This window comes from Listeria sp. SHR_NRA_18, from assembly GCF_003856515.1.
Classification (GTDB): domain Bacteria; phylum Bacillota; class Bacilli; order Lactobacillales; family Listeriaceae; genus Listeria_A; species Listeria_A newyorkensis.
The window spans coordinates 365,744-383,886 of sequence record NZ_QPKR01000001.1; the positions used below are offsets into that span (position 1 = coordinate 365,744).

General features: G+C 42.7%; 20 protein-coding genes. 4 read left to right on the forward strand and 16 right to left on the reverse strand.

Translation table 11 applies throughout. The features are described from left to right. Nucleotides 1-2: 2 nt before the first annotated feature. The 16 genes from buk to DUK53_RS01930 form a co-directional block, all read right to left on the reverse strand. Complete coding sequence (buk, locus tag DUK53_RS01855) at nt 3-1,076, reverse strand: butyrate kinase (RefSeq protein WP_036131125.1); 1,074 nt, start codon at nt 1,074-1,076, stop codon at nt 3-5. 120 nt (nt 1,077-1,196) lie between these two features. Then, nucleotides 1,197-2,072 carry a phosphate acyltransferase gene (locus DUK53_RS01860; protein ID WP_036131122.1) on the reverse strand — a complete coding sequence of 292 codons (876 nt, stop codon included), beginning with the start codon at nt 2,070-2,072 and terminating at the stop codon, nt 1,197-1,199. A 146-nt stretch (nt 2,073-2,218) separates the two neighbouring features. Then, on the reverse strand, nt 2,219-3,916 hold the full coding sequence (recN, locus tag DUK53_RS01865) for a DNA repair protein RecN (protein ID WP_036131120.1): 1,698 nt from the start codon (nt 3,914-3,916) through the stop codon (nt 2,219-2,221). A gap of 17 nt (nt 3,917-3,933) precedes the next feature. Next, on the reverse strand, nt 3,934-4,383 hold the full coding sequence (gene ahrC / locus DUK53_RS01870; RefSeq protein ID WP_036093987.1) for a transcriptional regulator AhrC/ArgR: 450 nt from the start codon (nt 4,381-4,383) through the stop codon (nt 3,934-3,936). 195 nt (nt 4,384-4,578) lie between these two features. After that, the gene (locus tag DUK53_RS01875) at nt 4,579-5,394 is read right to left on the reverse strand and encodes a TlyA family RNA methyltransferase (protein ID WP_036131117.1); all 816 of its coding nucleotides are present in this window, start codon (nt 5,392-5,394) and stop codon (nt 4,579-4,581) included. Between the two features lie 2 nt (nt 5,395-5,396). Then, nucleotides 5,397-7,289: a 1-deoxy-D-xylulose-5-phosphate synthase gene (gene dxs / locus DUK53_RS01880; RefSeq protein WP_036131115.1), complete on the reverse strand. Its 1,893-nt coding sequence runs from the start codon at nt 7,287-7,289 to the stop codon at nt 5,397-5,399. Nucleotides 7,290-7,483: 194 nt separating this feature from the next. Next, nucleotides 7,484-8,365: a polyprenyl synthetase family protein gene (locus DUK53_RS01885; protein WP_036131112.1), complete on the reverse strand. Its 882-nt coding sequence runs from the start codon at nt 8,363-8,365 to the stop codon at nt 7,484-7,486. Then, a complete protein-coding gene (xseB, locus tag DUK53_RS01890; RefSeq protein ID WP_036062363.1) occupies nt 8,362-8,595 on the reverse strand; it encodes an exodeoxyribonuclease VII small subunit in 234 nt (77 codons plus the stop codon). Before xseB ends, DUK53_RS01885 begins: the two co-directional genes overlap by 4 nt. Before the next feature lie 2 nt (nt 8,596-8,597). Then, entirely contained in the window at nt 8,598-9,938 is a 1,341-nt protein-coding gene (gene xseA / locus DUK53_RS01895; protein ID WP_036131458.1) for an exodeoxyribonuclease VII large subunit, read from the reverse strand. Between the two features lie 71 nt (nt 9,939-10,009). Then, nucleotides 10,010-10,876 (reverse strand): bifunctional methylenetetrahydrofolate dehydrogenase/methenyltetrahydrofolate cyclohydrolase FolD, encoded by an 867-nt coding sequence (gene folD / locus DUK53_RS01900; protein WP_036093982.1) that lies wholly within the window; start codon nt 10,874-10,876, stop codon nt 10,010-10,012. 130 nt (nt 10,877-11,006) lie between these two features. Continuing rightward, on the reverse strand, nt 11,007-11,399 hold the full coding sequence (gene nusB / locus DUK53_RS01905; protein WP_036093981.1) for a transcription antitermination factor NusB: 393 nt from the start codon (nt 11,397-11,399) through the stop codon (nt 11,007-11,009). 42 nt (nt 11,400-11,441) lie between these two features. Next, nucleotides 11,442-11,840, reverse strand: a complete 399-nt coding sequence (locus DUK53_RS01910; RefSeq protein ID WP_036093979.1) for an Asp23/Gls24 family envelope stress response protein — start codon at nt 11,838-11,840, stop codon at nt 11,442-11,444. 12 nt (nt 11,841-11,852) lie between these two features. Further along, the gene (accC, locus tag DUK53_RS01915) at nt 11,853-13,208 is read right to left on the reverse strand and encodes an acetyl-CoA carboxylase biotin carboxylase subunit (protein ID WP_036093977.1); all 1,356 of its coding nucleotides are present in this window, start codon (nt 13,206-13,208) and stop codon (nt 11,853-11,855) included. A gap of 12 nt (nt 13,209-13,220) precedes the next feature. Further along, nucleotides 13,221-13,682 (reverse strand): acetyl-CoA carboxylase biotin carboxyl carrier protein, encoded by a 462-nt coding sequence (gene accB / locus DUK53_RS01920; protein WP_036093975.1) that lies wholly within the window; start codon nt 13,680-13,682, stop codon nt 13,221-13,223. Between the two features lie 207 nt (nt 13,683-13,889). Continuing rightward, on the reverse strand, nt 13,890-14,453 hold the full coding sequence (gene efp, locus DUK53_RS01925) for an elongation factor P (protein WP_036064947.1): 564 nt from the start codon (nt 14,451-14,453) through the stop codon (nt 13,890-13,892). A gap of 72 nt (nt 14,454-14,525) precedes the next feature. Next, on the reverse strand, nt 14,526-15,587 hold the full coding sequence (locus tag DUK53_RS01930) for a M24 family metallopeptidase (RefSeq protein WP_036093972.1): 1,062 nt from the start codon (nt 15,585-15,587) through the stop codon (nt 14,526-14,528). Between the two features lie 220 nt (nt 15,588-15,807). On the opposite strand from DUK53_RS01930, the gene DUK53_RS01935 reads away from it, so the two are divergent. From DUK53_RS01935 to DUK53_RS01950, 4 genes are read left to right on the forward strand one after another with little or no spacing between them, the layout of a single operon-like run. After that, a complete protein-coding gene (locus DUK53_RS01935) occupies nt 15,808-16,713 on the forward strand; it encodes a DUF1385 domain-containing protein (protein WP_373862712.1) in 906 nt (301 codons plus the stop codon). A gap of 12 nt (nt 16,714-16,725) precedes the next feature. Further along, nucleotides 16,726-17,001 (forward strand): hypothetical protein, encoded by a 276-nt coding sequence (locus tag DUK53_RS01940; RefSeq protein ID WP_036093968.1) that lies wholly within the window; start codon nt 16,726-16,728, stop codon nt 16,999-17,001. Between the two features lie 52 nt (nt 17,002-17,053). Next, nucleotides 17,054-17,437: a rhodanese-like domain-containing protein gene (locus DUK53_RS01945; protein ID WP_036094188.1), complete on the forward strand. Its 384-nt coding sequence runs from the start codon at nt 17,054-17,056 to the stop codon at nt 17,435-17,437. Nucleotides 17,438-17,492: 55 nt separating this feature from the next. Continuing rightward, the gene (locus DUK53_RS01950) at nt 17,493-18,134 is read left to right on the forward strand and encodes a pentapeptide repeat-containing protein (RefSeq protein WP_036093966.1); all 642 of its coding nucleotides are present in this window, start codon (nt 17,493-17,495) and stop codon (nt 18,132-18,134) included. Nucleotides 18,135-18,143 lie beyond the last annotated feature (9 nt).

Genomic DNA, 18,143 nt, shown 5'->3' on the forward strand with positions numbered 1-18,143 from the left:
TTCTATTCCTCCCCTAGGTAAACTTTCGCTTCTTCTATTCCTTCTAAAATTCGCTGTGCTCCTTCGTTAAGCGCGGCCATCTCATCTTCACCCGGCTCGGTCATAATCGGCGCTATCCAGTGAATATATTGGCTAATTTCTTTCACAAATGCAGCACTTCTCGCTAAACCGCCCGTCAAAATAATCGCGTCCATTTCTCCTTTTAAAACCGCTGCATTGGCGCCGATTTCTTTTGCCACTTGATAAGCCATCGCTTCAAAAAGGCCAAGCGCTTCTTTATCGCCATCCTGTATTTGTCGCTCGATATCGCGTAAATCATTCGTCCCTTTGTAGGAAACGAGACCGCCACGACCGACAATTTCGTTATGTAAAGCTGTCTTTGTCATTTCGCCTGAAAAAGCCCAATCAAGAAAACGGTTCATTGGAAGGGAACCAGAACGCTCTGGACTCATTGGTCCATCGCCATCTAACGCATTATTGACATCGATTACGCGTCCCAATTTATGAGCGCCAACAGAGATGCCACCACCAAGATGCGCAACGATAAAATTGGATTCGGCATAGGCTTTATCCAGCTTAATCGCTACATTTCGAGCTACTGCTTTCTGATTTAACGCATGAAAAATACTTTGCCGCTCCATATGTGCATTTCCAGAAATCCGCGCGACAGGTTCTAACTCGTCAACAACAACAGGATCTACAATGTAAGCCGGGATACCGTAATCGTCCGCGATTTTTCGAGCCAAAAGTCCGCCTAAATTGGAAGCATGTTGACCGGAAACTCCAATTTCTAAGTCCCGCTGCATAGCCTCGTTTACATCATAGGTGCCACCAGCGATTGGTCGCAGTAAACCGCCACGTCCGACAACAGCAGCCAGTTGCGTGAGGTCCGTCGTTGCCATCGCGTCTTTCACGAGTTGATAACGAAATTTGAATTGCGCCATCACATTTTCAAACGCAGCAATCGTCTCTCTTGGATGCGCTATTTCTTCCGCCAAAATAACAGTATCGCCTTGAAATAAAGCAACCTTTGTCGAAGTTGATCCTGGATTAATTGCTAAAACCAGAAATGCCATGTATTTTTACCCCCATGTGAATTGATTTATCCTTCTCCGACCTATTGTAACATGCGCCCATCACAAACTTAAAAAGCTTTGCACCCCAACACTTGAAATCGTTTTATTCAAAGTTTTGTATCATTTTCCGATCATTCCAACAGTTAGTATTAATGACGCAAGTTTGTTATCAACAGAATCGCTTCTAGAGGCAATGATCACAGGGACTTTCACACCGGCAATAATCCCGCCAACTCTAGCTCCTGCAAAGTAAACCAAGGATTTATACAGGATATTTCCAGCTTCAATCGAAGGAACAATCAAAATATCGGCATCACCAGCAACATCGCTTACAATATTTTTATGCAGCGCGGCCGTTTTGGAAATCGCATTATCAAACGCAAGCGGTCCTTCTACAGATGCATCACGATCAGGAAATGCTTTGAAATATGCCGCAACTTGAGCCGCTTGAACCGAAGAATGCATTTTAGGATTCTCTTTTTCTACAGCACTCAAAATCGCCACTTTTGGTTTTTCAATGCCGAGTTTGCGAGCTACTTCAATCGCATTAAGGGTAATTTGAATCTGTTCTTCCTCATTTGGCGCAATGTTCATCGCCACATCAGAGACAATTAATGGCTTATCGTAGGCGGGAATTTCAAAAACAGAAACGTGAGATAGTAAATCTTTATCGCGCAATCCATATTCACGCTTCAGCACCGTTTTTAAGATAAGCCCAGTGGGGAGATTTCCTTTCATCAGGACGTCTGCTTCTTTGTTGACGACAGCTTCGGCCGCTTTTTCAGCCGCCTCTTGCTCTGAATGGGTTGCGATGACCCGTACATTTGGCGATTGCAGCGGTATAGATTCCGCACACCCAAATAATAAAAAGTTCGCAATACCAAGGTTTAGCGCTTGTTCTACTACTTCTAAAATAACAGGATCATCCGCCCCAGCAATAGCAATGGTCACGTTCGCATCCGGTTTTACAGGATTAAATATTGATTTTTTTGTCATAAAAAGCCTCCTAATTTGCGATTTTCACAGAAAAAAACCTACATCTCAAATTAGTAGTTGTTTTTATGACCAGGTGATAAAAAATACTACCTCATCATTGTAAGCAAATTTCTTTTGAGATGCAAGCTATTTAATTCATTTTTAGATTACGGCTGTTTTTGCGATTTGATTTTCATCGCTTGTGTGAGCATTTCATTGGCGTGTTGTTTCGTCACATCTGTCACTTCAATTCCCGCAATCATACGACTGATTTCCTCAATTTTTTCATCGCCAGAAAGTGGCGTCACAGAAGTCATCGTCCGGTTTTCTGTCGTTGCTTTAGAAATGTAGAAATGGTGATCTGCCATTGCTGCTACTTGAGGTAGATGCGAAATACAGAGCACTTGTGACCCGATGGCTACGGCGTAAATCTTCTCGGCAATCGCTTGCGCCACGCGTCCACTAACGCCTGTATCGACCTCATCGAAAATAATCGACGTAATACCTTGATGCCGCGAAAAAATGGTTTTAAGAGCCAACATCATACGTGAAAGTTCCCCACCAGATGCGACTTTAGAAAGGGCTTTTAGCGGTTCACCTGGGTTTGTACTCATATAAAATGCGACTTTGTCAACACCGTTTTCTGTAAATTCATTGGTGTGAGTGGCAAAGTTGACTTGGAAAATCGCTTTTTCCATATACAGTTGGTTCAGCTCGTTTTTGATCTGTTTTCCGAGTTGTGTCGCTGCTTTTTGACGAATCGCGGTTAATTCAGTAGCCAGTTCGCTTAAACGTTCTTTCGCTTTTTCCAAGTCTTGCTCGAGTTGACCAAGATGGGTTTCGCGATCCGATAGTTCTAGAATTTCCTGATCGATTTCCTCGTTATATTGAATAATTGCTTCTACCGTTTTGCCATATTTTCGTTTCAATTGACTCAATTCGTTAAGTCGCGTCTCAATGGTATCCAGTTCGTCGGGTTGAAATTCCAGCTTATCGAGTTCTTGCCGAATTTGCATCGCACTGTCTTCTAATAAATAAAAACTCGATGCCACGGATTCACTGAGCGCCTTGTATTCCGGTAAAATATCGCTTGCTGACGCCACATGACGCATCGCCTCTGAAATGAATTCGAGACCGCGTTCTTCCCCTTGAAGCGCCGTATAGGCATTTTGCAAGCTTTCGTTGATTTTCTCGAAATTGGCAAGCACGTGTTTTTGCTCGACTAAGCCTTCTTCTTCCCCTAGTCGCAGGTTCGCACTCGTAATTTCATCTTGTTGAAAACGAAGCATATCTAAGCGTTGCGCGAGTTCTTGTTCATTTTTTGTCCAGTTGCGCCATTTCATCTTCATTTCTGTGTATGCCACATATTCCGTCTGATAACTGGCCAAAGTCGGCTCGATATCCTTCCAAGTAAAACGGTCTAGCAGTTGCAAATGAAATTCATCATTCATCAATTCCTGATGCTCATGTTGGCTATGAATATCGATCAGCCGCGACCCGATTTCGCGTAAAACAACCGTAGTCGCTAGTTTCCCGTTAATTCGGCACGTATTTTTTCCACTCTGAAAAAGGGTCCGTTCCAGGACAACCATACCGTCACTCGCATCGATACCGTTACTTTCTAGCGCTTCTACGCATCCCTTATTTTGCGGATTAATCGTAAACAAGCCTTGAATTTCCAGCTTTTCTTCGCCATGTCTAATAAAATCAACAGAACCCCTGCCACCAACAAGAAGACCAAGCGCATCAATAATAATCGATTTTCCAGCGCCGGTCTCCCCTGTTAGAACAGTCATACCTTCTTGAAAAGATAAATTTAAAGATTCGATGATAGCAAAATTTCTAATCGTTAGTTCTTGTAACAAATCTATTCACCTCAAATTTAGAGCATCTCAATGAAGCGCTCTGCTAATACTTTTGCGTCGGCTTCACTTCTGCAAATAATCAAACACGTATCATCTCCGCACAACGAGCCAACTTTCTCTTCCCAATTCAAATTGTCAATCAAGGCTCCGATTGCATTCGCATTACCCGGCATGACTTTTAGAATAAGCATAAATTGCACGGTTTCCACACTGATAAAGGCGTCTACAAGAGATCGTTTCAGCTTTTGGTGTGGGTTAAAACGGTTATCGGCGGGCAGACTATACTTATAATTACCAGTTTGTGTCGGAACTTTCACTAGATGTAGTTCTTTGATATCGCGGGAAATCGTGGCTTGGGTGACTTTGACATCTCTTTTTAGCAATAACTCAACAAGATCTTCTTGCGTTTCGATTTCGTTTGACGTTACGAGTTCTCTAATAATAATATGACGATGACCTTTATTCATTATTTCTCACCTCACGAACTTTTTCTCTCTTACATCTTAGCCCAAAACGAGCGTAAAGTCACGGATTTAACTTAAAAAAAGTTTCTAAACCGTCGTATGCATGTGAAAAAGCTAAAATAAGGGCTGAAAATGCGCTAAAGTGGCTTGAAATATAAAAAGTCGAGCTATCTATAGAAGACAACTCGACATGTATAATTATTCTAATTTCGCATGGGCTTTCGTCACAATTTCCGCAAGTTCTGTCGCAGATAAATGACTTTCGCCTTTATTATCCCATTTGAGGTGGGCGATAAATTCGATGTTTCCTTCGCCACCCGTAATTGGAGAAAAGTCTACAGCAAGCACAGAATAACCTTCCGCCATCGCAAAAGTCGTGATTTTCTCGATGACTTCCAGATGGATTTTCGCGTCACGGATAATGCCTTTTTTGCCGACTTGCTCTTTGCCAGCCTCAAATTGTGGCTTTATTAAACACATGACTTCCCCGTCGCTAACTAAAACCGTTTTTAGAACAGGTAAAATTAATTTTAACGAGATGAAGGAAACGTCAATCGTCGCAAAATCGGCCATGCCTTGTTCAAAATCTGCCGGTGTTACGTAGCGGAAATTCGTACGTTCCATAACAGTAACGCGCGGATCATTGCGGAGTTTCCAAGCCAACTGGTTATAGCCAACATCAAGCGCATACGAATGCTTGGCGTCATTTTGAAGGGCACAGTCGGTAAAACCACCAGTCGAGGAGCCGATGTCTAGTAACAGCTTATCTTTCACATCCAATTCAAAGACTTGAAGCGCCTTTTCAAGCTTTAAACCGCCGCGACTGACATAAGGCATCACTTTCCCCTTCACCTGAAAAACAACATCTACCGGGAATTTCTCACCGGGTTTATCGACGCGTTCTTCTTTTAAATAAACTAAGCCTGCCATCACGGACCGCTTCGCTTTTTCGCGTGTTTCAAATAAACCTTGTTCCACTAATAATACGTCTACACGTTCTTTTTTTATCGCCATCTCTACGCCCTTATCTGTTTTTCTGGTAATATTTTTTGAATCGTACTTAAAATGCCAAGCGCTGAAATACCGTGTTCTGCTAGGATCATATCGACCGAACCGTGGCTAATAAATGTATCAGGAAGCCCGATTCGTCTGACAACTGCTTGATCGTAACCATGTTCTTCCGCAAACTCGAGCACCGCCGTACCAAATCCACCTTTTAAAAGGGATTCTTCGACGGTTATAATCGGAACGCCTCGTTTCATCAAATCATGCAACATCGCCTTGTCTAGCGGCTTAATGAAGCGTGCGTTAATGACACCAGCCTGAATACCTTGACGTTTCAATTCCATCGCCGCCTCAACAGCCATCGGAATCGTCGTCCCAAATGTCAAAATAGCAACGTCAGCAGGCTCACTGAGCGCTTCCCATGAACCAATTGGTACTGCTCTCATCTCGTCATCAATCTTAACGCCGATTCCATTTCCACGTGGATAACGAATCGCAATCGGCCCAGCATTATAATCATACGCCGTTTTCACGAGATGCCGCGCTTCATTTTCATCTTTTGGCATCATAATCGTCATATTTGGAATCCCACGCAAAAAGCCAATATCAAAAATGCCCTGATGCGTCTCGCCGTCTGCACCAACAAGTCCGGCGCGGTCAATCCCAATCATCACGTTCAACTCTTGCCGACAAATATCATGTACCACTTGGTCATACGCCCGCTGTAAAAATGTCGAATAAATCGCTAAAAACGGCTTCATATCAAGCGCCGCGAGTCCAGCAGCCATCGTTGTCGCATGTTGTTCCGCAATCCCGACATCGAAGAACCGATCAGGAAAAGCCGTAGCGAATTTTTCGAGTTTTGAACCAACCGGCATAGCAGGCGTAATCGCAACGACGCGTTCATCCTTTTGCGCCAATTCCAATACCGCATCACTAATGATAGCACTCCAAGCAGGAGGCCCACCAACAGGTTTGATAAAATCACCAGTCTCGATTTTGTAAGGGCCAGTACCGTGCCAATTGCCAATACGATCGGATTCAGCGGGTTGATAGCCTTTTCCTTTCGTCGTCACAACATGCATCAGAACCGGGCCTTTTACCTTTTTAGCAAACTCCATATTCGTAATCAAATCATTGTAATCATGCCCATTCACAGGACCGAGATACGTGTACCCCATCTCTTCAAAAAAAGTACCCTGAACAAGCAGATATTTAATGCTATCTTTAATACGTTCCGCGGCACCAGCAATCTTATCACCAGCCGTCGGAATTTTTTTCATCGCCGCCTCAATATCTTTTTTCGCGCGTTTAAATTTGCCCGATGTACGCAGCTTACCTAAAACGTTATGCATTGCTCCAACGTTCGGCGCAATCGACATGTTGTTATCATTTAAAACCACAATCACGTTTTTCTTCATATCACCAATATGATTCAGTGCTTCAAGCGCCATGCCGCCCGTGAGAGCCCCGTCGCCAATAATCGGCAAAACGTGGTATTTCTGCCCGCGGATGTCCCTTGCAATCGCCATTCCTGCTGCTGCGGACAACGAAGTAGAACTATGACCAGTCTCCCAAACATCGTGCTCCGACTCTTTGCGCTTAGGAAATCCGTCCAAACCATCATGCTGCCGTAATGTATCAAATCTATTTGCTCTACCAGTTAAAATCTTGTGTACGTAGGATTGGTGCCCGACATCCCATAAAAACTTATCTTCAGGGCTATCAAAACAATGGTGAAGTGCTACCGTTAGCTCAACAACACCAAGATTTGGTCCAATATGCCCGCCCGTTTTGGAAGTCGATTGAATTAGGAACTCGCGAATATCCGCACTGAGCGCTTCCATTTGCGTCACGTCCAAGTCTTTCACGAACGTAGGATCCGTAATTTTCAATAAATCCAAACAAAACAACTCACTTTCTAGGATTTCTCCATCAATATCGTTTGGTGCACGCCTTTTCGCGCTACCTTAAATGTTTCCATTGGTCTCATTATAAACCAGTTCCGCGGATTTTACTATAAAAATGAAAAAAAGCACACCTTAAACAGGAAGCACTTTCTTACAATCTTGTATTTCTCACCGCTAAATTCGCTATTTTAAAAATCACGCACGGCAATCAAATCTGTTAAACCCAATAAAAAAGTGGCATCGATATCCATTGTTTGAAGTGCTTGTTTTGCTGATTCTGTGTGCTCCGCTAAAGCCTGCTTTGCCCCTCCAAGTGATAATAGTGCTGGATACGTGCTTTTTTGCAAATCAACATCCGCACCCGTTTTTTTGCCCATTTTTTCGGAGTCACCAATCACATCCAAAATATCATCACAGATTTGAAAAGCGATGCCGATATGATGCGCAAAAGATGCTAATGTAGCTTGATCCGCTTCAGAGGCTTCCGCAATAATTGCCCCACTCAGTACAGAAGCACTAAGTAAAGCGCCCGTTTTCCGACGATGAATAGACTCTAACTCGGGAAGAGATAAGGTTTGGTTTTCCCCAAGAATATCTGCTTGCTGGCCACCTACCATCCCATTTGCACCTGCACTTTTCGCGAAAAGTTGTACTAAGCTGATTTTTACTGTAGCTGATAAGTTGGAATCGTTCACAATCATTTCAAAGGCTTTGGTGAGCAGTGCATCTCCAGCCAAAATAGCGGTTGCCTCGCCGTAAACCTTGTGATTCGTTAGCTTTCCACGTCTAAAATCATCATTATCCATCGCAGGCAAATCATCATGAATAAGACTATATGTATGGATCATTTCCATGGCAGCCGCTGTTTGGTAGCCCAACCTTGGATCGCGCCCAAAAGCAATCAATGTCGCTAGAATCAATAGCGGCCGAATGCGCTTGCCACCAGCTTCCAACGAGTAAATCATCGACTGCTCTAACTTCTGATCAGAATCAGTCGCAATAATCGCCTTTTTCATGCATGCCTCGACTTCTTTTTTATAATGTTGCATAAAATGCTCGAATGTCATCATTTTTTACCTTCTTCTGCCTGAAATGGTTCTTCCTCATCCGATTCCGTCACCACTTTGGCTAATTTATCCTCTGCTGCGGCTAGTTTTTCTTGGCATAATTTCGTCAATTCAATGCCACGCTGATACATTTCCAGTGAGTCTTCTAACGAAACGTTGCCTTCTTCTAGCATTTGGACGATGCCTTCTAACTCCTTCATCGCCTCTTCATAACTGATTTTTTTTGTCGCCATGATTAGATGCCCTCCTTTTCTGTGATTTTTGCACGAATTTTTCCGTCTGCCATCGTCACTTTAATTTCATCGCCAATTTCTAAATTCGCGCTCGATGATAAAATCTCATTTTCCTTATATACAACACTATAACCACGCTGCAGCAAGCCAAGTGGACTTAAATGCTCTAAGGCCTCTATTTTTTGCAAGAAATCTCGTCGTTTGGCAGTGACAAGGTGGCTCATCTGTTGATTCAAATCTTTTCGAACATTCGCTAATTGTTGCTTCTGCTGTGCAATTTCACGGTCCAATCCAGTGTGTGATAAACGAAATGATAGCCGTTCAAAAGCATGTTGCTTCAAAATAAGATGTTGTTTCAATCCGCGCGCTAAACGTTCGACAAAATAATCCGTACGCTCCTGATACTGTTCTATTTGGCGCTTAGGTCCATGCATGACTAAACGTTCTTGCTGCCTAGACACATGCTGCTTGGAAATATCTACTCGTTGCTTCATCGCTTGAATCAGGCGAAACCGACGCTCCGCTATGCGTTCTAACAAATCTCGATAATCTGGCACGGCCAATTCTGCAGCTGCTGTTGGCGTCGCAGCCCGAACATCCGCAACATAATCTGTCAAGGTTGTATCCGTCTCATGCCCCACAGCGGAAATAACTGGAATATCCGAATCCGCAACAGCGCGAACGACAACTTCCTCGTTAAAAGCCCATAAATCCTCAATCGAGCCACCACCACGGCCAACAATCAACACATCAATATCATTCCTAAAATTAGCACGTTCAATATTCCGAACAATATTTGGCGCCGCCGTCTCACCTTGCACAATCGTTGGAAACAGCAAAATCTCCGTCGATGGCATGCGTCGCTTCATTGTCGTAATCATATCGCGAATCGCGGCCCCAGTTTTCGACGTGATAATCCCCACTTTCGCAGGGAAAGAAGGAAGCGCTCGTTTGCGATTTTGCGCAAAAAGCCCCTCCTTGTCTAATTGTTTCTTTAATTGTTCCAGTTTGATGTAAAGACTACCAACACCATCCGGCTCCATCCACTCCGCATAGAGCTGGTAACGTCCACCTTTACTAAACACACTCACGCGACCGGTCAACATGATTTGCATACCGTCCTCAGGCTTAAATCCAAGTTTAGCAGCCGATTTTTGGAACATAACACAACGAAGCTCAGCGCCTTCATCTTTCAGCGTGAAATACATATGACCGCTGACAGGTTGTTTAAAATTTGAAATTTCCCCTTTGACGTAGACATTCTTCAAATAAGGATCCACTTCGAATTTTTTTTCAATATATTTAGTTAGCGCCTCAACACTGAGGTATTTGTCTTGTTCCATCATCACACAACCCTACAATAAAAATTCTATCAGCATGCCAGTAATCGACATGCTGACTATTTTCTAAACACTTATTTCGTCTGTAATTGTGTATCCCAAATGCGTTTTGCCGCTTTTAATGTGTTCGCAAGCAGCATAGTAATCGTCATGGGACCAACGCCACCAGGAACCGGAGTAATAAACCCAGCAGTATCTTTGACGTCATCAAAATCTACGTCGCCGCATAATTTATTATTTTCATCACGATCCATACCTACATCGATGACCACAGCACCAGGTTTAATCGCGTCTTTTTTAATGAATTTAGCCAATCCAGTGGCCACAACCAGAATATCTGCTGTGCGTGCAACGGCTGGTAAATCTTTCGTGCGACTATGCGCGATAGTTACTGTCGCATTCTCTTGCAATAAGAGCTGCGCTACAGGTTTTCCGACAATATTACTACGTCCGATAACGACCGCTTGTTTGCCTTCGATAGAAACACCCGTCGATTTAATCAGCTCAATAATCCCAGCTGGCGTACACGGAACAAACGCTTCCTTGCCAACATAAAGATTCCCAACATTGATTGGGTGGAAGCCGTCGACATCTTTTTCAGGAATAATGGTGTCGATCACTTTGTCCTCCGAAATATGCTTTGGAAGTGGTAACTGCACTAAAATACCGTGAATCGTCACGTCATTATTCAAATCTTCCACTGTTTCTAGTAATTTCGCTTCTGAAATATCTTCTGGTAACTCGATTAAAACGGATTTCATACCTGCTTCTTCTGTGCGCTTCTGCTTATTTCTTACATATGTACGGCTTGCCTGATTATCACCCACAAGCACAACCGCAAGTCCTGGTTGTAAATTTTGCTTCGCGAGTTCAGCTACCTCATTTGTTACGTTTTCTTGAATTTTTTTCGCCAGTTCTTTACCATCAATAATTTGTCCCATCAAAAAAGCCCCCTTAATATTTATATGAAACCTGATGCTTCCGAGGCCCGAAAAGCGCCCCGAAACAGGTAACATTACTCATTTGTCGAAACTTTTGTCAATTAAAATGATACTGCGCAGAAAAACATATTTATTCTATACCGTCATCTTTTGCGATATTGGCTAAAACACCATTGATAAACTTACTTGACTTCTCGTCGCTGAAAATTTTGGCGATTTCAAGGGATTCGTTAAGGCTTACTCGATCTGGAATATCTTCACAATAAACCATTTCAAATACACTCACCCGCAAGATAGCAAGGTCGACTTTATTTAATCGATCCATACTCCAATTGTCCAAATTCCCTGCAATCAGCCCATCAATCGCTGTCTTATTGGCCACGACGCCTTCTACTAACTTATCGACATAGGCATCGCTTTGGTCTTCCATCACGTTGGCTATCGCTTGGTCCAAATGCATCTCATTGAGTTCCATCTGAAACAATATTTGAAGAGCCTTTTCTCGTGCTTCTCGTCTTTTCATTAAAAGCTCTACTCCTTAGTTCAGTAAGGTTCGCCTTACTTATTAAATTTCTAATTCATCAAATGACATCGTTTCTTGTCGCTCGAATTGGACACCAACAATATGGATGTTCACTTCTACAACTTCAAGGCCAGTCATATTTAGAATGGTTTCACGAATGCTATCTTGGATGTTTTGTGCTAAAAGTGGAATCGTTGCGCCAAATTGAATATAGCAATATACATCAATCACAATGCCAGCTTCGGTTAGATCAATTTTAACACCTTTACTGTGGTTCACTGCACCGCCAAGACGTTCGCGCATTTCGTTCGTAAACGAGCCTTGCATACCAGCCACATTTTCAACTTCTGCCGCGGCAAGTCCTGCAATAACACCGATTACTTCTGGTGCAATTTCAATTTTACCAAGTGTTTCCTCGTTTTTATTTTTCGTTAGTGCCATGATTATCTCTCCTCACGATAGATTCATTACATCATACTTTTCAAGGAATTTCGTATTAAAGTCCCCTGATTGAAAAACTTCGTGGTCTAACACGCGTAGATGGAACGGAATCGTTGTTGGAATGCCTTCAATCGCAAATTCGCCTAATGCGCGTTTCATTGTAGCGATGGCTTCATCACGGGTTTCGCCGTAACAAATGACTTTCGCTACCATGGAATCGTAGTATGGCGGGATTTTGTAGTTCGGATAAGCGGCAGAATCAACACGGACGCCATTACCGCCTGGTGGAAGGTAAAACTTGATTTCTCCTGGCGCTGGCATGAAATTCTTTTCTGGATTTTCTGCGTTAATACGGCATTCAATCGCCCAGCCTGTCAATTTCACGTCTTCTTGTTTGATTGTCAAACGTTCACCAGAGGCAACAAGGATTTGCTGCTTGACGATATCGATTCCTGTAATCCATTCTGTTACGGGATGCTCTACTTGGACACGCGTGTTCATTTCCATAAAATAAAACGTTTTTTCGTGTGGTTCGTAAATAAATTCGATGGTTCCAGCGCCAGAATATTTCACGGCTTTTGCTGCTTTCACAGCTGCTTTCCCCATTTTTTGACGCATTTTTTCATCTAGGGCTGGTGATGGTGCTTCTTCAATGAGTTTTTGAAGGCGACGTTGAATCGAACAATCGCGCTCTCCTAGATGAATAGCATTTCCATAATTATCAGCCATGATCTGAATCTCTACATGACGGAAATCTTGGATAAATTTCTCGATGTACACACCAGAATCACCAAATGCGGCTTCTGCTTCTTGTTGCGTGGTTTGCAAACCAGAGATGAGCTTCTCTTCGTCTTCCGCAACACGAATCCCTTTACCGCCACCACCTGCTGTTGCTTTGATGATGACTGGATAGCCGATTTTTTTCGCTAATTTCTTCGCTTCTTCTACGTCTTTAATAATCCCTGTAGAGCCCGGAACTACTGGAACGCCAGCTTTTTTCATGGTTTCGCGCGCGACATCTTTCGTTCCCATTTGAGAAATAGCATCAGCGCTTGGACCGATGAAAATAATATTACAATCTTGGCAAAGCTCCGCAAAATCAGCGTTTTCCGCTAAGAAACCATAACCTGGATGAATCGCGTCGCAATTCGTCAATACAGCAACGCTAATAATGTTTGACATGTTGAGATAGCTTTCTTTCGTAGATGCAGGACCAACACAGTATGCTTCGTCTGCTAGTTGGATATGTAGGCTCTCAGCATCTGCTTCTGAATAAATGGCAACCGTTTCAATATTCATCTCTTTTGCAGCGCGGATGATACGAACTGCGATTTCGCCACGGTTCGCAATCAATATTTTTTTTATCATGATTATTACCCCTTATTTCTTTCTAACTTTAAATAGTGGCTGACCGAATTCGACTAATTCTCCGTTTGAAGCAAGTACTTCAACGATTTCGCCATTCACATCTGCGTCCACATCATTTAGTAATTTCATGGCTTCGATAATCCCAACAACTGTTTTTTCGTGAACGACTGTGCCGACTTCTACAAACGCTGGGCTTTCTGGATTTGGAGAGCTGTAAAACGTGCCGACCATTGGTGATGTAATAATGTGAAGGTCTTCTGTTGGTGCAGCTGGTGTTGCCGCGACTACTTCTGTTTCTACTTGAGGCGCTGGAAGAACTGCTTGAACTGCTGGTGTGGAAACTACTGGTGCTAGCGCGTGTTCGCCACCTTTTTTCATTTTGATTTTGCCTTGTTCTGTCTCGTATTCGAACTCAGTCAATGAAGACTCATCTACTAATTTCACAAGTTGCTTAATCTCGTTAATTGATAACATTATTTATAACACTCCTCAAAATTCATCTATAAAATATATATAAGTTCAAATGCATTCGTCACGCATCCTAATTATTGTACCATACTTTCTATAGAAACTCGTAGCTTAACGCCGTGTTTTTGCGAAAAAAAATAGCCTTGTCTCATTCTGCTAGTATAGAACCGTAAAAGTAGGCTCTGAACAGAATTAGACAGACTATTTTTTCAATTATTGTGCACGGGAAACGTAGGATCCGCCTTCTGTTGTGTTGACAACCAATGTATCATCCACATTAACGAAGAAAGGAACGTTTACAACAAGACCAGTTTCAAGCGTGGCCGGTTTAGAGCCACCAGAAGACGTGTCGCCTTTGATTCCTGGGTCTGTCGCTACGACTTTCAACTCCACCGTGTTTGGCAAATCGACACCAAGTGTTTCTCCTTGGTACATCATGATTTGAACTTCCATGTTTTCACGTAAAAATTTCAATTCATACTCGATTTGTTTTTCTGGTAGCTCGATTTGATCGTATGTTTCTGTGTTCATAAAGACATGTTGATCGCCGCTTGCGTACAAATATTGCATTTTATTATTATCGATCTGTGCTTTGGCTACTTTCTCGCCGCCACGGAATGTTTTTTCTTGAATAGCGCCAGTACGTAAGTTACGTAATTTCGAACGAACGAATGCAGCGCCCTTTCCTGGTTTTACATGTTGGAAATCTAGTACGCGCCAGATGCCGTTATCTACTTCAATCGTTAAACCTGTTTTAAAATCGTTTACTGAAATCATCTTTGTATCCTCCTACTTTTAAGTTGGTTTCATCCTTACTTATTTAACCACAAAACGCGCCATTATACAATTCTATAAAATAATTAGTTCTTTTGACGAGTGTGTTAAAACTTCATTTCCTGTTTCTGTAATCAAAATATCATCTTCAATCCGCACGCCACCAATGCCCGGTAAGTAAATGCCCGGCTCATCCGTAACAACATTTCCTGGTACAAGAACATTAGGACTCTTCATCGAAAGGTTTGGTCCTTCGTGGATTTCTAAACCGATACCATGACCTAATGAATGACCAAATGCTTCCCCGTATCCTTTTGAGGCAATGTGATCGCGGGCAATAGCGTCTGCTTGGATACCCGTCATGCCTGGTTTTAGCGCGTCGATGACTTTAAGTTGCGCTTCCAGAGTCACCGCGTAGATTTCTTTTAACTTGGCACTAGGCTCGCCAATCGCAATCGTGCGCGTCATATCCGAGCAGTAGCCATTGTAATAACAGCCGTAATCCATCGTCACAAAGTCGCCTACTTCGATAATCTTGTCCGAGGCAACACCGTGCGGCAAGGCAGAGCGTAATCCAGAAGCAACAATCGTGTCAAAAGAAGATCCCGATGCCCCATTTCTACGCATGAAAAATTCCAGTTCATTAGATACTTCTAGCTCTGTCAACCCCGGTTTAATGAACGTCAAAATATGCGTGAATGCTGCGTCTGCGATTTCACAAGCTGTTTTAATCGCGGAGAGTTCTGACGCCGTTTTGACTTTACGCATATCCTCAAATAAATCGCTAAACGGCTCTAATTTTGCAGAGAAAAAGCTTTGCATTAATTTATGTTCTGCGACGGTTACGTAAGCTTCCTCAAAATAAAGCGTTTTAATCCCTAATTCTGCAATAATTGCTTGCACTGTTTCATAAATCGGACCTTTGTTTTGACGGATTTCGTAACCTACCGCCTGCTTAGCTGCTTGCTCTGTATAACGGAAATCTGTAATGAAAAAAGCTTGTTTTGGCGTGATTAAAGCCATACCAGTCGTTCCTGTGAAATCTGCTACGTAGCGGCGGTTATAGTCACTCGTCACAAGGACAGCTTCCATATTTCTATCTTCTAAAACTGCTTGAATCTTTGCTAATTTCGTCATTCTAATTCCTCCTAAAATGTTTCGTTATGTAACTATTTTTCCACTCGAATACAGCTATTCTATCACAAACCGCGCAAAATAACTTTTTTTATGCGTTATAACTATACGAATTCGGCAAATTAGCGTAGAATAGCAGTTGTATACTAAATAAGGCTGGTGAACGATTTTGAGTGAACAGACAAAAGGAATATATGGCGGTCAGGCCGTGGTCGAAGGTGTAATGTTCGGCGGCCGTAGAGAAACCGTCACTGCTATCCGGCGAAAAGATGGCACGATTGAATACTTTTATTTAACGAAAAACCCACCTGGCTGGGTGCAAACGTTGAAGCGCATCCCTTTTATTCGGGGCATCGTTGCTTTGATCGAATCAAGCGCAATCGGCTCCAAGCATCTAACCTTCGCAACCGATCGTTATGATGAGGACCCGCTTGACGAAGCAGAAAATAAGAAAATCGAGACCAAAGAGTCCAAACTCGCGATGTGGCTAGGCGTGGCAGTTGTCGGGGTGCTGTCCTTCATCTTCGCAAAATTTGTCATGACACTCATTCCGGTTTTTATCGCGAACCTTTTCCGACCAGTCGTGTCGGGCGATATGGGACAAATCATGCTCGAGACACTATTCAAATTAATTCTATTGCTCGGCTATATTTTCGCCGTTTCCCAAACGCCCATCATCAAGCGTGTGTTCCAATATCACGGCGCAGAGCATAAAGTCATCAATTGCTATGAGGCTGATTTAGAGCTCACCGTCGAAAATGTCCAAAGCAGATCACGACTTCACTATCGTTGCGGTTCCAGTTTCATCCTGTTTACTGTGATTGTCGGCATGTTTATCTATATGCTCGTGCCAACAGACCCACTCTGGGTTCGCGTAGTCAACCGGATTCTACTCATCCCCGTTGTACTCGGCGTAGCGTTTGAAGTCCTACAACTAACGAATAAATGCCGCAACATCCCAATTTTGAAATATCTCGGCGTTCCAGGTTTGTGGCTACAACTTTTAACAACAAAAGAACCGCAAGATGACCAAGTGGAAGTAGCCATCGCCTCGTTTAACGAATTGCACCGCGTCGAAAAAGACAAACGAGAAGAAGCACTACCTAAAAACCTAGAATTACTAGAATGAGGTGAAAAAAATATGCGTACATTCCCTATTTGGTTTTATATTTTAGCTATTTTAGCAGTGTTCGGTATCTTTTTCGTAGGCTTTAAAAGTATTATTAGCAGCCTGGTCGTATCGATTATTTTAATCCTCATCATCTGGCTGCTCTTCCGCTTCTTAGGAAACAGACCGAAAAAAGACGATAAATATGAGGCGGCGGTCAAACAATCCCAAAAACTACGTGCGAAAAATCAACCGCAAACAAAAAAACGAAAAACTTCCTTGAAAGTCATTGATGGAAAGAAAAAATAAGTTATAATGGTAAGTGGAGATAAAGAAACGAAAGGGGTATATCAGCTTGAATATTGACTGGAGTTGGGTCTTAGCAATTGCGATTTTGCTCGTTTTGCTAGGCTATGAAGTGTATCAATATACGATGCGCAAGAAAGCGTTAACCATTTTAACCGAGGAAGAATTCAAAAAAGACTACCGGAAAGCGCAACTAATCGATGTGCGCGAGCCGAAAGAATTCGACGCGGGGCACATTTTAGGAGCAAGAAACATTCCGATGTCCCAAATGAAAGCTCGAAAAGCAGAAATTCGTCAAGACTTACCTGTTTACTTGTATTGCCAAAGCGCACAACGAAGCAACCGTGCCGCAATCATGCTTTACAAAGCCGGCTACAAGAACGTGTTCCAACTAAAAGGCGGCTACAAAAGATGGACAGGAAAAACAAAATCAAAATAAGCATACAGCCACTGAGCGCGTCTATTGCTTAGTGGCTTTTTTAGGAGGTTTTATCATGTCGAAAAAAATGCAAACACCAAAAATACCAGCGCATTTGGAACCACTGGATCAAAATTGGCTTTCAGAAGAGGTGTACCTGCGCGAAGTATTGATAGAAGATCGTGACTTTGATTTTGATCCAATGGAGCGAATCGTTCTCGACCAAGTCATTCTGCGAAACGTGAACTTTGTGACCCTTGAATTCCCGAATATTGAACTTACTGATGTCATTTTTGAGAAGTGTAACCTTTCAAATGTTGCTTTTAATTCTGCAGTCATTCACCGTTGCCAATTCATTGATTGCAAGCTAACTGGCGCTGACCTCTCGGATTCTTTGATACATAACACCCTCTTTCAAAACTGTCTCATGACGATGAGTTCGCTCGGTTTTTCGAAATTTAAACAAGTAGAATGGCATGATTGTTCGCTCATAAACGCAGATTTTTATGAGAGTGAATTGAAGCATTCGGAAATTATAAATTGTAAGTTGAATGAGGCTAATTTCTCTAATGTTATGATGGAAAGTATTGATTTGAGCGTCAATCACTTTGATGGCATGACTGTTTCACTCGATAAATTGCGAGGTTGTCGCGTGACATCTGAACAAGCGCTCAGTTTCGCTAGGGCTTTGGGCGTTGTAATCACTGAAGAAGACTAAAAGAGGCCG

What these genes read in the sequence shown, in the direction of transcription:
- efp (WP_036064947.1), bottom strand. Translation starts at nt 14,453, where the DNA reads ATGATTTCAGTAAACGATTTTAAAACAGGTTTAACGATTGAAGTAGAT.
- DUK53_RS01885 (WP_036131112.1), bottom strand. Translation starts at nt 8,365, where the DNA reads ATGATGACATTCGAGCATTTTATGCAACATTATAAAAAAGAAGTCGAG.
- DUK53_RS01950 (WP_036093966.1), top strand. Translation starts at nt 17,493, where the DNA reads ATGTCGAAAAAAATGCAAACACCAAAAATACCAGCGCATTTGGAACCA.
- DUK53_RS01860 (WP_036131122.1), bottom strand. Translation starts at nt 2,072, where the DNA reads ATGACAAAAAAATCAATATTTAATCCTGTAAAACCGGATGCGAACGTG.
- xseB (WP_036062363.1), bottom strand. Translation starts at nt 8,595, where the DNA reads ATGGCGACAAAAAAAATCAGTTATGAAGAGGCGATGAAGGAGTTAGAA.
- nusB (WP_036093981.1), bottom strand. Translation starts at nt 11,399, where the DNA reads ATGAAAAGACGAGAAGCACGAGAAAAGGCTCTTCAAATATTGTTTCAG.
- DUK53_RS01875 (WP_036131117.1), bottom strand. Translation starts at nt 5,394, where the DNA reads ATGGCGATAAAAAAAGAACGTGTAGACGTATTATTAGTGGAACAAGGT.
- folD (WP_036093982.1), bottom strand. Translation starts at nt 10,876, where the DNA reads ATGGGACAAATTATTGATGGTAAAGAACTGGCGAAAAAAATTCAAGAA.
- ahrC (WP_036093987.1), bottom strand. Translation starts at nt 4,383, where the DNA reads ATGAATAAAGGTCATCGTCATATTATTATTAGAGAACTCGTAACGTCA.
- accC (WP_036093977.1), bottom strand. Translation starts at nt 13,208, where the DNA reads ATGATAAAAAAAATATTGATTGCGAACCGTGGCGAAATCGCAGTTCGT.
- DUK53_RS01910 (WP_036093979.1), bottom strand. Translation starts at nt 11,840, where the DNA reads ATGGCACTAACGAAAAATAAAAACGAGGAAACACTTGGTAAAATTGAA.
- xseA (WP_036131458.1), bottom strand. Translation starts at nt 9,938, where the DNA reads ATGGAACAAGACAAATACCTCAGTGTTGAGGCGCTAACTAAATATATT.
- accB (WP_036093975.1), bottom strand. Translation starts at nt 13,682, where the DNA reads ATGTTATCAATTAACGAGATTAAGCAACTTGTGAAATTAGTAGATGAG.
- DUK53_RS01930 (WP_036093972.1), bottom strand. Translation starts at nt 15,587, where the DNA reads ATGACGAAATTAGCAAAGATTCAAGCAGTTTTAGAAGATAGAAATATG.
- DUK53_RS01940 (WP_036093968.1), top strand. Translation starts at nt 16,726, where the DNA reads ATGCGTACATTCCCTATTTGGTTTTATATTTTAGCTATTTTAGCAGTG.
- buk (WP_036131125.1), bottom strand. Translation starts at nt 1,076, where the DNA reads ATGGCATTTCTGGTTTTAGCAATTAATCCAGGATCAACTTCGACAAAG.
- DUK53_RS01935 (WP_373862712.1), top strand. Translation starts at nt 15,808, where the DNA reads ATGTTCGGCGGCCGTAGAGAAACCGTCACTGCTATCCGGCGAAAAGAT.